This window comes from Coleofasciculus sp. D1-CHI-01 (genome assembly GCF_040218875.1).
Taxonomy (GTDB): Bacteria; Cyanobacteriota; Cyanobacteriia; order Cyanobacteriales; family Coleofasciculaceae; genus Coleofasciculus.
Map to the genome: position 1 here is coordinate 1 of NZ_JAVJQP010000162.1, position 14,971 is coordinate 14,971.

Here is a 14,971-nt window from a genome sequence, read left to right on the forward strand (position 1 = left end):
GTGGACATCGATGGAATCCGCGAGCCTGTTGCTGGAAGCTTACTGTACGGTAACAACATCATCTCTGGTGCTGTTGTTCCTTCCTCCAACGCCATCGGCTTGCACTTCTATCCCATCTGGGAAGCTGCTTCCTTAGATGAGTGGCTTTACAACGGTGGTCCTTACCAGTTGGTAGCTTTCCACTTCCTCATTGGCGTCTTCTGCTACATGGGTCGTGAGTGGGAACTCTCCTACCGCTTAGGTATGCGTCCTTGGATCTGCGTAGCTTACAGCGCACCTGTAGCTGCTGCTACCGCCGTGTTCCTCATCTACCCCATCGGTCAAGGTTCTTTCTCCGATGGTATGCCTCTGGGCATCTCTGGAACCTTCAACTTCATGTTCGTGTTCCAAGCTGAGCACAACATCCTGATGCACCCCTTCCACATGCTCGGTGTGGCTGGCGTATTCGGCGGGGCATTGTTCAGCGCGATGCACGGTTCCTTGGTAACCAGCTCTCTGGTTCGTGAAACCACCGAAGTTGAATCTCAGAACTACGGCTACAAGTTCGGGCAAGAAGAAGAAACCTACAACATCGTTGCCGCTCACGGCTACTTTGGTCGGTTAATCTTCCAATATGCTTCCTTCAACAACAGCCGTTCTCTGCACTTCTTCTTAGGTGCATGGCCCGTGGTTGGTATCTGGTTCACAGCACTGGGTATCAGCACCATGGCTTTCAACCTCAACGGATTCAACTTTAACCAGTCAATCCTGGATTCCCAAGGTCGTGTAGTCAACACCTGGGCAGACGTACTCAACCGCGCCAACTTAGGTTTTGAAGTTATGCACGAGCGCAACGCTCACAACTTCCCCTTAGACTTGGCGGCGGGTGAAGCTACTCCCGTAGCTCTGACTGCTCCTAGCATCAACAGCTAATTCTCTGAATCTGAATAGAGATTCGGTAAGTAGGGTGGGCAATGCCCACCCTACTTTTTTTTATGTACAAATTCAGAAAAAGCGCCCTCCCACCTCAGTCAAGGAGGTGGGAGGATGTCAAATCCTTACTGTTCCGAGATGTTGAAACTATTGCCTATTGCCTATTGCCTATTCCCTCTCCTTACCACAAAACTTATTCAGCAAGCCCTACTTAGTTAAAGCCGCATCAAGTTCAATTTCTATTTATTGGTAAACGCTGTTGCGTAATTCACATCATTAGCCAATTTATAGTAGGAGTTATGGGTAGCAACTGCATGTGTCACAAGGTAGATTCTGTCTGATTAAGCTGAAATTCCCCTTTTACAAATCGCTACACTGTATACCTATCTTGGCTTAGGGCGATTAGAAGAAGCCGAATCGCTCCGAACTGAGTGGGTAACTATTCCTTCGCGTTTATCCTTCTATCGTCAATCGGGATGGGGGGAACTTCAGCTTAATAAAAAAGCACGAAACCCTTGCGGTTACAGCATTGCTATTATGGGCAATTCACCGGACTTGATATGAGCGATCACACCAATTACAACACCATGTAGGGGCACGGCAATGCCGTGCCCCTACTGGAAATGAGAAGGATAAGGTTATCTCTAGAAACTAGCGAGATTACTGACGCCAGACTTCATCGACAACATCCCCGGATGAACCGACTAATTGGATATGCAAGGGCATTTGACCAAACGCATGAGTCGAACAACTTAAACAGGGGTCAAAAGCGCGAATTCCGGCTTCAACTCGGTTTAATAACCCTTCAGGAATTTCATTTCCGTGGATGTAATGTTTGGCAATTTGTGCCACGGTTTTATTCATCGCCAAGTTATTTTGACCCGTGGCAATAATCATGTTGACTTTCTGGATAATCCCGTTTTCATCCACATTATAGTGGTGGAATAATGTGCCTCGTGGGGCTTCACTGACACCAATTCCTTCTAAACTGTTAATTCCGGCTTCAGCACGAGTGCGGGGAGAGACAATATCTGGGTCATTGACTAATTGCTCAATCCGTTCTAATGCTGCCAGAATTTCCACTAAGCGGGCATAGTGATAGAAGAACGACGAGGTTGCTACACCGCCTGCGCGATCGCGAAATTCTTGTAACTCCCGATCCGCCGCTTCCGTACCCATGCGATCGCAAACATTCAGTCGGGCTAATGGACCCACCCGATAAATCCCATCGGGGTAGCCTAAGGGTTTATAGTAGGGGAATTTCAAATAAGACCAAGGTTCAACGGCTTCCCCTAAAAACTCCTGATAATCATCCTCACTGAGTCCATCCGCTACCATATTCCCTTCACTATCTTTAAAGCGAAGATGACCATCATAATGTTCCCAGACTCCATCTTTACCGACTAACCCCATAAACAGGGAGGGGAACAAACCAAAGGTTTCTACCTCTGTAGAAAACTTATCCAATAACTGCTTAAACAGCCCCAAGGCGGTATCGAGAGTCGCACGGGATTCCGGTAAGCGATCGCGTATCCATGTCCGCCCTTCTTCCGATAAAGGCGATCGCACGCCGCCAGGAACCGCCCAAGACGGGTGTATTTTCTTCGCCCCCAACAGTTCGATCACCGTCTGACCAAACTGACGTAAGCGAATCCCACTGCGGGCTAAATCTGGATCAGCCGCAATTAAACCAAACACATTCCGAGTCGCCGGATCACTATCCCAACCCAGTAAAAAGTCAGGACTACTCAAATGGAAAAACGACAGCGCGTGAGACTGGGTAATTTGTCCCAAATTCATCATCCGCCGCAATTTCTCACCCGCAGGCGGCACCTTCACCGCTTGGATTTTATCCCCAGTTTTCGCCGACGCCAGTAAATGACTCACCGGACAAATCCCACAAATTCGGGCAGTAATTCCCGCCATTTCCCACATCGGGCGTCCTTCACAGAACTTTTCAAAGCCCCGGAATTCCACCACATGAAATCGGGCGTCTTCTACTTCCCCGGCGTCATCTAGAAAAATAGAAATTTTCGCGTGTCCTTCAATACGAGTAACCGGATCAATAACAACTGTTTTAGCCATAACTTTTTTGTCCTTTATTCTTTGTCCTTTGTCCTTTATCCTTTATCCTTTATCCTTTGTCCTTTTTCTGCTGTAGGGGAACCAGACTCTCTTGCTCCCCTCTCCCCTGCCATAAAAGCTCCCGCATCCTTAGTCATCCCTCGTGCAACAAAAACGAAGTATCCTCTGTCATCCCCCCTCTTGTAGGGGGGAAGGAGGGGGGTAGGGGGGTAGGGGGGAACGAGGGGGGTTGGGAGAGGGGCTGGGGGAGAGGGGTTGAGCTTTTGACACGGGTGGAGTGCGGGTCGCCCCTACAGAATGAACCCAAGCCGTTAATGACCAATGACCAATGACCAATGACTATCCAAACTTAATCATTGAGCGTCCTTCCATCACAGGTTGTTCACCCCGCAGTAATGGTTCAACGGTAGCTTGAATGCGATCGGCTGAAGGAGGACATCCCGGCATAAATAAATCGACCTGAACCACTTCATGTACAGGGCGTACCCGATCTAATAATTCCGGTACAATTCCCGGAAAATTGGGTAACTGATTATTCGCATCCCCCAATTCCAAATAACAACGCTTGAGAACAGGTTCAGTTCCTCCCAACATATTTCGCATAGCGGGAACATTCGCCGTTACAGCACAATCCCCAAAGGAAATCAATAACTTTGTCCGTTCTCTGACCTTACGAATTAACTCTAAATTTTCTTCATTGGCGATCGCTCCTTCGACTAAACAAACATCAACATTTTCGGGATAGTCTTTCAGGTCAGAACCGACTGGACTATACACGACATCGACGTGTTTAGCCAGTTCAAGCAGCCATTCATCCAGATCCAGAAACGACATATGACAGCCTGAACAACCTGCCAACCATACTGTTGCTAATTTTATCTTTGCCATGATTGATGTTTCCCTCAATTAATGATGTGATGATTAAATAGTGGTCATTTGTCCTTTGTCATTTGTCCTTTGTCAGGGAATAGGGAATAGGGAATAGGGAATAGGTAAGGTAGAGTTTTGAGCTATCTCCCCCATCTTCCCTATCTCCCTCATCTCCCCTATCTCCCTAATTCCCATCACCGCGTCCATTGCTTGTCTTCGCGTGCAGTAACCAGAAACTCCAATTTAGTTTTATCGCGTTCCATTTCTGCAACGGTAGACCCTTTCCGGAAAATCGAACCCGTAGGACAAGCATCCACACATTTTCCGCAAGAGGTACAAGCCTCCACCTCAGACCAAGGCTGATCCAACCCTGTAATCACACGAGAAGCAGCACCGCGATTAGCGACATCCCAAACATGGGCGCCTTCAATTTCATCACAAACCCGCACACAACGGGTACACATAATGCAACGGTTGTGATCAATGCCGAAGCGATCGTGGGAGACATCAATCTCCCGATTCGGGAAGCGGTAGGGGAAACGAGAGTGATCCATTCCCACTTCAATCGCCACATCTTGCAGTTCACAATGACCATTTGCCACACAAACGGCACAGACATGATTGCCTTCTGCAAACAGCATCTCCACAATCATACGGCGATACTCTTGCAGTTGTTCGCTGTGAGTGGAAATCTTCATCCCTTCTGCTACCTGAGTAACACAAGCGGGTAACAGCTTATTAAGCCCAGCAATTTCCACTAAACACAATCGACAAGCGCCAACATCAGAAACACCTTCCAGGTGACATAACGTCGGAATATGGACACCTGCTTCTTCTGCCGCTTTGAGAATCGTCGTTCCTTCTTCAACGGCGATATCAACACCATCAATCGTCAATGTTTTTACTGACATATCGTATTTCGTCCTTTATCGTTTGTCTTTTGTCATTCGCCAACAAACTTACGGGTTTTGTTGTTCATTTATGGGTGAGGCTGGGCGGGTTTTGTTGTTCCTTTATCGGTGAATATTTGAATTGAGTGGCTAAACCCGCCCCTACAATTGCGCCTACAATTGCGCCTACAATTGACCCTTCATGATCTTCCCGGAAAGGCTTATGACTTCACCGCCACCTTTCCATTCGGGCTATCTTGCAACAGGGTCAGATATTCATCCCGGAAATAACGCAGCGTACTCATCACCGGATTCGGTGCGGTTTGACCTAAACCACATAAGCTCGTGGCTTTGACCATACCACAGAGTTGTTCTAATTTTTCCAGATCCGCCATTGTTGCTTGTCCATTGAGGATCTTGGTCAACATCTGATACATTTGCATGGTACCAGCCCGACAGGGAATGCATTTACCACAGGACTCACCGCGACAAAATTCCATGTAGAATTGCGCCACATCAACCATGCTGGTTTCCGTGTCCATGACAATCATGCCACCAGACCCCATCATTGTGCCTAATTTAATTAGGGAATCGTATTCAACTGGGGTGTCAAATAAGTTGGCAGGTACACATCCCCCAGAAGGACCTCCAGTTTGCACCGCTTTCACTTCCCCCAAAGGCGTACCGCCGCCCATCTCTTCCACAATTTGACGCAGGCTGATCCCCATTGGCACTTCAATTAAGCCCGTGTTGCGGACTTTACCCGTCAGGGCAAATACTTTGGTTCCTTTGCTCTTTTCCGTACCGATACTGGCATACCAATCTGCCCCTTCGCGGATGATCGCGGAAATATTGGCAAAGGTTTCCACATTATTAATCAGCGTCGGACATCCCCACAATCCCGACTGGGCGGGGTAGGGAGGGCGAGGACGCGGCATTCCTCGTCCCCCTTCAACGGAAGCAATTAGGGCAGTTTCTTCACCACAGACAAAGGCACCCGCACCAACGCGGATGTCAATTTTAAAGTCAAAGGGAGAATCAAAGATCTGAGATCCCATCAACCCATATTTCTTGGCTTGGGTAATCGCTTTTTGCAGGTGTTTAATCGCCAACGGATATTCCGCCCGGACGTAAATATAGCCGTGATTCGCACCAACCGCATACCCGGCGATCGCCATCCCTTCAATAATCCGATGGGGGTCACTTTCTAAGACCGATCGATCCATAAATGCACCGGGATCTCCCTCATCTGCATTACAGATCACATACTTCTGATCCCCAGGCATCTTCGCTACAGTTGCCCACTTCAATCCCGTGGGATAACCACCGCCGCCGCGTCCCCGTAATCCACTTTGAGTAATTTCATCCACCACCTCTTCGGGGGTCATGTCGTGGAGAACTTTATACAGGTTTTGATACCCACCAACGGCAATATATTCTTCAATCCGTTCTGGATTAATTTTGCCACTGTTTTCCAGCACAATTGGCTGTTGTAACGTAAAAAAGGGATGCTGAGGATCGAGGGGAATCAAGCCATCCGAGTCATCCTGACTTCCCCCATTCATCGCCGCCACAATTGCGGGAGCCTGTTCAGGTGTCACCTGTTCATACAGAAGTCCCTTCGACTCAATTTCCACCAAGGGACCTCGACCACAAAACTTCATGCAACCCACGCTACAGACTTCCACGGTATTGTGTAAATCCGTCGCTTTTAGCGCCTCATCTAAACTCTTTTTCACTTGCTCAGAGTTTGAGGAGGCACAGCCCGCTGCTGTACAACAATGAACCCGAATCGGTTTCCGACTCGCCTGTTCTTTTTCGGCAATTTCCAGAAGTTCAGCTAGTTCCATAGGGTTATTCCTTAATAATAAATCCTGAGTTTTTCCCCTTATGCATCAATCCAATGACATCAGACTATTCCAGCCATTCTTTGACATTGTCCATGATTGATTCTGGGGTTTGTTTCCCCATCACTTTGCCATCAAAAACAGCAGCGGGTGCTAACCCACAAGCCCCGATACAACGGGCGGTGACTAGAGACATCTTGCCATCAGCGGTTGTCTCGCCTTGCTGAACATGGGCTTCTTCAGCTAGCTTATCCAGCAGCACCCCCGCCCCTTTGACATAACAGGCTGTTCCTAAGCAAACGACGCAAGTATGCGCCCCACTGGGTTTAAGGGAAAATAAATGATAAAACGTTGCTACACCATAGACTCGACTGAGGGGAAGTTTGAGTCCGCGTGCAACGTAGATGAGGACATCTTCTTCTAAGTAACCAAAGGCTTCCTGTGCCTTATGGAGAACTTCAATTAAAGCATCTGGACGATTCTGCGCCCGTTTCATAGTGATGTCTAACACTTTAAAGCGTTTGTCACCACTGGGATGTTCTTTCTTCTTCGCTTTAGTTTTTTCCGAGACAGCCTTTTGGGCGCTGGCTGATGACATAATCTTCACTCCTCTTTACTTGTTAATTATTTGGACTAGGGTAGGCTGGTTTCGAGTTATCGTTCATAAGATATAAGACAAATAACCAACCTACCCCAGTCAAGGACTACATCGCCGGAACGGCAGGTTGGGTATCGGCTTTGATATTGGTATCACCGATCGCACCATTGCCGTTGACGGTTTCGACATCAGGAACCTCGCCCAAGTCGCCGTGATAGGCTTTGGTCAGGATTTCCTTAAGATCTTCAATCAAGGGGTAGCGGGGATTCGCGCCAGTACACTGATCATCAAATGCCTGATCCGCCACTTCATCAAGTTTGGCGAAGAATTCCGCTTCACTTTCCTTAATCACATCCTTCAGCGCGGCGGGAACACCCACCTGACGCTTGAGTTCCTCAATCGCCCCAACCAGCCGATTGATTTTCTCCTGTTCAGTGTCACCACCCAAGTGCAGGTAATCGGCAATCCGAGAATAGCGCCATTTTGCATTAGGATACTTGTACTGGGAGAATGTCGCCTGCTTAAAGGGCGCATCCGTGGCGTTGTAGCGAATAACATGGGAAATTAACATGGCATTCGCTAACCCGTGGGGAACATGGAAAATTGCCCCTAATTGGTGTGCCATGGAGTGACAAATTCCCAGGAAACTATTGGCAAATGCCATTCCTGCCATCGTGGCGGCATAGTGCATTTTCTCCCGCGCCTTGGGATCATTGCCCCCATTTTTGTAGGCTGAAGGCAGGTATTTAAAGATTAGGCGAATTGCCTCTAGTGCCAACCCATTGGTATATTCACTAGCTAACACCGAGACATAAGCTTCTAAAGCGTGAGTCAAGGCATCGACACCCCCGAACGCCGTGAGACTCTTGGGCATATTCAGGACTAATTCGGGGTCTACAATCGCCATGTTGGGCGTCAAGGCATAGTCCGCCAAGGGATACTTGATATCATTGCGGCGATCGGTTACTACCGCAAACGGTGTGACTTCTGAACCCGTTCCCGATGTTGTGGGAATGGCTACCATCATCGCTTTCTCACCCAAGGGGGGCAGTTCATACACCCGTTTGCGGATATCCATGAACCGCATCGCTAACCCCTCAAATTCAATCTCTGGATGCTCATACATCAGCCACATAATTTTGGCAGCATCCATGGGCGAACCCCCACCCAAGGCGATAATCACATCGGGCTTGAAGGTGTTCATCAACGTTAATCCCCGCTGTACGGTGTCTAATGAGGGGTCTGGCTCTACGTCATAGAAGATATCGTATTTGAGACCAATTTCAGCCAAGACATCTTCGACGCTAGCCGTCATCCCTAGATCGTAAATGGGTTTGTCGGTGACGATAAATGCCCGTTCTTTCCCGGCTAACTCCCGCAGGGCGATGGGCAGAGACCCATACTTAAAGTACACCTTGGGTGGTATCCGGAACCACAACATATTTTCCCGCCGTTCCGCGATCGTTTTTATGTTCAGCAGGTGTTCGGGTCCCACATTTTCACTGATGGAGTTCCCTCCCCAAGTACCACAACCCAGCGTCAACGAGGGATCAAGGCGGAAGTTGTAAATATCCCCGATCGCACCTTGGGAGGAGGGGGTATTAATCAAGACGCGAGACGCCTCAACTTGGTCTTCAAACCGTTTAATATGGTCAGTATTGGCTGGATTGGTGTACAGCACCGCCGTATGTCCACGTCCGCCAAATTCAACCAATTGTCCGGCTTTGTCTACCGCATCCTCAAAGTCTTTAGCCCGATACATTGCCAGAACGGGGGAGAGTTTCTCGAAGGAAAAGGGTTCGTCTGTGCCAATCCTTTCCACTTCGCCAATAATCACCCGGGTTTGTTCCGGTAAGGAAAATCCGCCTAATTCGGCTAACGTCTCAACAGGTTGACCGACAATTTCGGCATTTAAGCGCCCATTGACAATAATTTTACTCCCCAGTTTTTCCCGTTCGTCTGGCTTCAGGAAGTAAGCGCCGCGATTGATAAATTCTTGGCGCACCTCCTCGTAAACATTATCTAAGACAATCACCGACTGCTCACTGGCGCAGATCATGCCATTGTCAAAGGTTTTACTGATGATAATTGAAGAAACCGCCATTTTAATGTGAGCGCTGGAGTCAATCACTGCTGGCGTATTTCCTGCACCAACACCGAGAGACGGATGACCCGAAGAATAGGCGGCTTTCACCATTCCTGGACCCCCGGTTGCCAGAATCAGCTTCACATCGGGGTGCTGCATTAAGGCTTGGGACAGGGGAACCGTGGGTTCATCAATCCAGCCAATAATATGCTCGGGTGCGCCAGCCGCTACCGCCGCCTCTAACACCACTTTTGCCGCTTCCAGGGTGCATTGTTTGGCACGAGGATGGGGGGAAAAGATAATCCCATTGCGCGTTTTCAGGGCAATCAGTGCCTTAAAAATCGCCGTTGAGGTGGGGTTGGTGGTGGGGACGATCCCGGCTAAAACACCAACGGGTTCAGCAATTTTCTGGAAGCCGAAAGACTTATCCTCTTCGACAACACCACAGGTTTTGTCTTTTTTGTACTTGTTGTAGATCATTTCCGAGGCAAAGTGGTTTTTAATCACCTTGTCCTCAACCACTCCCATTGCCGTTTCCCTAACGGCTAATTTTGCCAGAGGAATACGGGCAGCATTGGCAGCCAGTGCCGCTTTTTTAAAGATGGCATCGACCTGCTCTTGCGTGTAACCAGCGTATTGGGTTTGAGCGTTCTTAACCCGTTGAATTAATTCTTCGAGTTCCTGATGGTTTGTGACTTTGATCATGTTGGTTGCAGTAAGTCTCGTCATGCGTATTGATTACAGTCCTCACACCCACTATTGAGCTTGTTCTTGTTATTGCTCGCTCGTGTAGAAATCAGGCAGGTTTCCCCGCTAAAGCGACTGAGTTTCTCCTTAAGTCGTTACCGAGATAAGTCCTATCTCCGGTTGTTTATAATCTGTGGTCTTAAGCGAAGTCCAAGGCATATTTTCCTGTCCTTTTTTCCTGTCCTTTTTTCCTGTCCTTTGTCCTAACCTATCGTCTGTTCTGATTACCGTTTCATCGCTGGCAATAGTATCGACTCCCAGTATAAAGTGGGCGGGAAAAGCGACAAATCTCCTAATAGGAATACTCACATCTGATCCTCCTAATTCCCTAGGATGATTAACCCGATGATCAACAAGCAGACAGTTCCTCCAAATGCAGTATAGATCAAGGATTCATGTCTAGGGTAGTCCTAGGAATCTAAGAAATACTTTTTCCTACCGTCACACTTACTATACTATCTCGAATGGGAGATTTGTAAACCAATAAATCAATGAATTTTTTAAGATTGCGCTAGACTTAAGCCTCCTGATTTTTAGACTTTCTTAATAAACAACCCTTGAGTTGTTCAAACGTCAGACTAGCTTTTCTCAACCTGCCAAAACTGTTAACCATGAACCAAGTATCCGACAAGGCGGCTGCATGTCCTTAATAGCACTTGCCGTATCGGTTTGTCGATAGGGGAAGATGGGGTGAGGGGGAGATGGGGTGAGGGGTGAGGGTTGGCTGAGGCGATACACAGACAACAGGAACGGGAATACTGAGAAAAAATCCCCCAGTTGTCAGTAGTAGGTAACAGCAGCAATGGCTAAGCGATCGCTAAAAGCATCCACCATCGGTATCGCCCAGGCAAAACAAGCCTTTGAACGCAAGGGATGGACACAAGAATACCTCGCCGCCCAGGTGGGCTTGGAAACCCGCCACTCGGTTTGGAAGTTTTTTCGCGGAAAACCGATTGATCGAGCCTATTTTATTGACATCTGTTTTCAATTAGATCTCGATTGGCAAGATATAGCCGATTTTCCGCCAACCTCTGTACCCTCAACCCCAACCCCAGAAAGCAATACGCCCAGCCAAATTGACGCTTGGGTGCAATTGATGCGATCGCAACTTCAGGATCACATCCAGGTTCAAGCGGGTATCCTGCAATCCTCCTTTGATGTCACCCAGCCTCTACTCCTGGATCACCTCTATACCCACGTCAAAATCTTACCCCACCTCACCCATCAGCGATGGCTTGAGGTGTCTGACTTACAGGGTTCTCAGCCTAAAGGATGCGATCGCGTTCGCTTAACTCAACTGAATCAACCCGCCATTCCCGGAATGGAGGCGGTGATGATGCATTCTAAACTCACCCTTCTCGGTAAACCGGGTGCAGGCAAAACCACGTTCTTACAATATCTTGCCCTTCAATGCAACGCAGGTCAATTTCAACCAGACTGTATTCCCGTCTTCATCTCCCTGAGACAATTTACCAAACAAGCCCGAACTACTGGTAATTTCAGTCTACTCAATTATCTGAGTACGAAGTGGAAAACTTTTGGCATTTCTCAAGAACAGATAGAACCCTTACTTCAACATGGGAAAGTCCTGGTATTACTCGATGGTTTAGATGAAGTCTCCAAAGCCGATACCCCGGAACTCCTGCAACAGATTCAATTCTTTGCGGATGAGTATTACCAAAATCAAATTATTATTACCAGTCGCATCGCCGCCCAACAGTACCACTTTCGCGGGTTTACCTATGTCGAGTTAGCCGATTTTGACGCCCATCAAATTGAAACCTTTGCAAAAAAATGGTTTACCGCCACCAACAAAAATTATCAGCCAGTCGGCTTAGCCAAAGCCTCTCAATTTCTGGAACAATTACACCGTCCCGAAAACCAACCGATTCGAGAACTCGTCGTCACCCCAATTTTACTTAGTTTAGTCTGTTCCGTATTTCAGGAACGGGCAACCTTTCCCAGCAAACGCGCCAAACTCTATCAGGCGGGATTAGATATTTTGTTAGTGCGCTGGGATAAAGCCAGAGGAATTCAACGGGATCAAACCTATCGCAACTTACAGCTTTCTGATAAGATAAAACTCCTAAGTCAAATCGCGGCGACGATGTTTGAACAGGGGAACTACTTTTTTGAAAAAAGTGAAGTTCTGCCGATTATTTCCGACTATCTCCAGAACTTACCCAATGGGAGTCAGGATTTAGAAACCCTGTGGTTAACCAGTGAAGGCGTTCTCAAAGCCATTGAGTTACAGCATGGATTACTCGTGGAACGGGCGCGAGATATTTATTCCTTTTCTCATCTCACGTTTCAGGAATATCTAACCGCCCGAAAAATTGTCGCAACTCAAACCACAGAGGCACTACAACAGTTAGCTACTCATATCACTGATCCCCAATGGAAGGAAGTCTTTTTGCTTACCGTGAGTCTGTTACCCACGGCGGATCTATTACTCCGGCTAATCAAGCAGGAAATTGATAAGTTAGTCAAGGATGATCGGCAAATGAAGGCTTTTATTGACACCATTGATCAGAAAGTAAATCAGCTAAAATTGGATTGCCAACCTGCTGCATTACGAGCCTTTTACTGGACATTATTTCAGGATCGGGATTTAAACTTAGCAGTGTCTATTGATGCCAAGCTAGCCCAGGAATTACCCGACGATTTAGCCTTAGATTTAACCCTAGCGCGGGCATTGGATTTAACTGAGATATTAATTAAGAAGCCTACTGTTAAACAGATTCTCAACCTAGAATTTGCCTTAGATTTTGAGCGAACCTTTGAGTTGGACAAAGCATTCCAGCAGTCTCTCCAGCAAATTAAAGCTCAGCTTCCTGATCCCGCCCAAGGAAAAGAAGGGTTACAAGCTTGGTGGCAAGTCAACGGTGAAGCTTGGCTGCAACAATTTCGTGCTATTATTATTGAGTATCGCGCTATTGGGCAAGATTGGCAGTTTAGTCAAGACCAATGGCAACGGCTACAGCAATATTATCAGGCAAATCAGTTTCTCGTCAATTGTCTCAATAGTGAGGGTCAAGTGAGTGCTGAGGTGAGGGCGGAAATCGAAAATAACGTGTTGATTGTTGATGAGGGAAGTTGCGATTCTTCACTTGCTTCGAGGGCATGGCGCGTGAATTTGTAGGGGCGGGTTTAGGAAATTACGTTTCGCTATTGATGATAATTTTTATTCAAAACCCGCCCTGATTATCTGGGGGGTTTCACTATTATTATTTCTTGCCTTCTGCCTTGTCTTCACCAATAGGGTAAGTATTCAACTAGACATGATAAGCTGTCATGCATTTAAATTTGGTGTTAGTAGCGAGCAAGATGCTTAGTAGCGAGCAAGATGCTTAGTAGCGAGCAAGATGCTTAGTAGCGAGCAAGATGCTCGCACTACATACAAGGATGAGAGCCATTATTGACAGTAAGGTTTAAATGCCGAACCGCTTATCACTGATGAATCACCACTGGCGTTCCCACAGATGCCCAATTATATAACCACTCGGCGTGATCAACTGCTACATTCACACAACCATGACTCATACGAGTGCCAAAGTTATTGTGCCAATACGCCCCATGAATCGCATAGCCACCTTGGTAATACATAGTATACGGCACATTAGAAACATCATAACCTGGACCCCGCATGCGATCGCGGCGCAGCTTGGTTTGAATGTTAAAGACACCTGTACGGGTAGGTGTAGCCTGTTTCCCGGTGGAGACAATCACCGCATAGACTTGTTCCCCTCCTTCCCAAGCAATTAACCGTTGATTGCTGAGATTAATTTCAATCCAGCGCTGATTCGTATTTTGCAGCGCCGCCATTTTGCTGGCAATCTGTTCAGTGTGGGGTGTGGGATGGGCGACAGGTGTCTCAAACCCAAACATAGTTGTAGCTAAGGCGACACCGGCTAGGAACGTTCCAAAACGGCGCACCCAAGGGGCAAATTTGATGCTTTTCATGGAAACTTGGGAGATGACAGCATGATCCTCTTACTTCTATTTTATGGATCACCGCTGAATTGGGATCGAAGTTTTTTCGCCCGTTGGGTAATTTCTTGCCAATCCCCAGAGGCGATGAGGGCTTTGGGGAACAAGTCTCCCGCCAACCCGACCGCGATCGCACTGGCTGTGATAAAGTCTTTAGCATTGGCGAGTGTTACGCCGCCTGTAGGAATCAGGGGAATGTGACCCAGAGGTCCTTGTAAGGCTTTAATATAACTAACACCGCCCACCGCCTGAATCGGAAACACCTTAACGCAACTTGCCCCCGCATCCCAAGCCGTTACAATTTCACTGGGAGAAAGTGCGCCAGGAACAATAGGAACTCCCGCATTAACAGCCGTATTAATTAGAGTGATATTGGTATGAGGGGTAAACAGAAATTCAGCCCCCGCCTCGATTGCTTGGTGTACTTGTTCCAAGTTCAGTAATGTCCCTGTACCAATTATACAGTCGGGTAACGCTTGGCGCAGATGACGAATTAAATCAGCAGCAGAATCTGTATTCCAGGTAATCTCAATTAACTTTATTCCCCCGGCGGCTACCGCCTGCGCCATTTTACGTCCTAAGGATTGGTCAGACGTCCGAATCACGGCAATGATACGATGTTGTTGTAGAAGAGTCAACCAAGATTGATTTGATATACTCACAACGTTATACTTACTGATGTCATTTAGCTTAAATCGAATGTCACGCTCCTTAAGCGGAATGGTAGTAAACTTGGGCATCAGGAAATAAATTCCCTGCTCAAAGTTCAAGTAAGCTAAAGCTTACTAAGTAAGTATTACAACCCCCCGCATTTCTCACAAGTTTTGCTATCTGAGTCGTCGAAACCTTTACCTGGAGTAGGTTTCGAGCATTTTTGACCGACACTGAATTTTGACAGAGTGTTGAAAGCCTTATTCTACGGTTAATCCAGGGTGTATGAGCCTTT

11 protein-coding genes are annotated in these 14,971 nt (G+C 47.4%); 2 read left to right on the plus strand and 9 right to left on the minus strand.

Annotated elements, in window-relative coordinates:
- Nucleotides 1-912 (plus strand): photosystem II q(b) protein (gene psbA / locus RIB93_RS28300; protein ID WP_446377945.1); only part of this gene is annotated, 912 nt, incomplete at its 5' end.
- Nucleotides 913-1,572: 660 nt separating this feature from the next.
- Here psbA and RIB93_RS28305 read toward each other — a convergent pair.
- The 7 genes from RIB93_RS28305 to RIB93_RS28335 form a co-directional block, all read right to left on the minus strand.
- Nucleotides 1,573-2,997, minus strand: a complete 1,425-nt coding sequence (locus RIB93_RS28305) for a Ni/Fe hydrogenase subunit alpha (RefSeq protein WP_446377947.1) — start codon at nucleotides 2,995-2,997, stop codon at nucleotides 1,573-1,575.
- Nucleotides 2,998-3,336: 339 nt separating this feature from the next.
- Nucleotides 3,337-3,885, minus strand: a complete 549-nt coding sequence (locus tag RIB93_RS28310; protein ID WP_446377949.1) for an NADH-quinone oxidoreductase subunit B family protein — start codon at nucleotides 3,883-3,885, stop codon at nucleotides 3,337-3,339.
- A gap of 176 nt (nucleotides 3,886-4,061) precedes the next feature.
- The gene (hoxU, locus tag RIB93_RS28315; protein ID WP_446377951.1) at nucleotides 4,062-4,778 is read right to left on the minus strand and encodes a bidirectional hydrogenase complex protein HoxU; all 717 of its coding nucleotides are present in this window, start codon (nucleotides 4,776-4,778) and stop codon (nucleotides 4,062-4,064) included.
- 200 nt (nucleotides 4,779-4,978) lie between these two features.
- The gene (nuoF, locus tag RIB93_RS28320) at nucleotides 4,979-6,607 is read right to left on the minus strand and encodes an NADH-quinone oxidoreductase subunit NuoF (RefSeq protein ID WP_446377953.1); all 1,629 of its coding nucleotides are present in this window, start codon (nucleotides 6,605-6,607) and stop codon (nucleotides 4,979-4,981) included.
- Nucleotides 6,608-6,671: 64 nt separating this feature from the next.
- A complete protein-coding gene (hoxE, locus tag RIB93_RS28325) occupies nucleotides 6,672-7,202 on the minus strand; it encodes a bidirectional hydrogenase complex protein HoxE (protein ID WP_446377955.1) in 531 nt (176 codons plus the stop codon).
- Nucleotides 7,203-7,308: 106 nt separating this feature from the next.
- A complete protein-coding gene (adhE, locus tag RIB93_RS28330) occupies nucleotides 7,309-9,993 on the minus strand; it encodes a bifunctional acetaldehyde-CoA/alcohol dehydrogenase (protein ID WP_446377957.1) in 2,685 nt (894 codons plus the stop codon).
- A 129-nt stretch (nucleotides 9,994-10,122) separates the two neighbouring features.
- A complete protein-coding gene (locus RIB93_RS28335) occupies nucleotides 10,123-10,344 on the minus strand; it encodes a hypothetical protein (protein ID WP_446377959.1) in 222 nt (73 codons plus the stop codon).
- Between the two features lie 493 nt (nucleotides 10,345-10,837).
- On the opposite strand from RIB93_RS28335, the gene RIB93_RS28340 reads away from it, so the two are divergent.
- Complete coding sequence (locus tag RIB93_RS28340) at nucleotides 10,838-13,177, plus strand: NACHT domain-containing protein (protein WP_446377961.1); 2,340 nt, start codon at nucleotides 10,838-10,840, stop codon at nucleotides 13,175-13,177.
- Nucleotides 13,178-13,485: 308 nt separating this feature from the next.
- On the opposite strand, the gene RIB93_RS28345 is transcribed toward RIB93_RS28340, so the two are convergent.
- Nucleotides 13,486-13,998: a L,D-transpeptidase gene (locus RIB93_RS28345; protein WP_446377963.1), complete on the minus strand. Its 513-nt coding sequence runs from the start codon at nucleotides 13,996-13,998 to the stop codon at nucleotides 13,486-13,488.
- Between the two features lie 41 nt (nucleotides 13,999-14,039).
- Nucleotides 14,040-14,681: a bifunctional 4-hydroxy-2-oxoglutarate aldolase/2-dehydro-3-deoxy-phosphogluconate aldolase gene (locus tag RIB93_RS28350; RefSeq protein ID WP_446377965.1), complete on the minus strand. Its 642-nt coding sequence runs from the start codon at nucleotides 14,679-14,681 to the stop codon at nucleotides 14,040-14,042.
- Between the last annotated feature and the right edge of the window lie 290 nt (nucleotides 14,682-14,971).

Coding starts and splice junctions, on each gene's coding strand:
- RIB93_RS28340 (WP_446377961.1), top strand. CDS start 10,838: ATGGCTAAGCGATCGCTAAAAGCATCCACCATCGGTATCGCCCAGGCA.
- RIB93_RS28310 (WP_446377949.1), bottom strand. CDS start 3,885: ATGGCAAAGATAAAATTAGCAACAGTATGGTTGGCAGGTTGTTCAGGC.
- RIB93_RS28345 (WP_446377963.1), bottom strand. CDS start 13,998: ATGAAAAGCATCAAATTTGCCCCTTGGGTGCGCCGTTTTGGAACGTTC.
- RIB93_RS28305 (WP_446377947.1), bottom strand. CDS start 2,997: ATGGCTAAAACAGTTGTTATTGATCCGGTTACTCGTATTGAAGGACAC.
- adhE (WP_446377957.1), bottom strand. CDS start 9,993: ATGATCAAAGTCACAAACCATCAGGAACTCGAAGAATTAATTCAACGG.
- hoxU (WP_446377951.1), bottom strand. CDS start 4,778: ATGTCAGTAAAAACATTGACGATTGATGGTGTTGATATCGCCGTTGAA.
- nuoF (WP_446377953.1), bottom strand. CDS start 6,607: ATGGAACTAGCTGAACTTCTGGAAATTGCCGAAAAAGAACAGGCGAGT.
- hoxE (WP_446377955.1), bottom strand. CDS start 7,202: ATGTCATCAGCCAGCGCCCAAAAGGCTGTCTCGGAAAAAACTAAAGCG.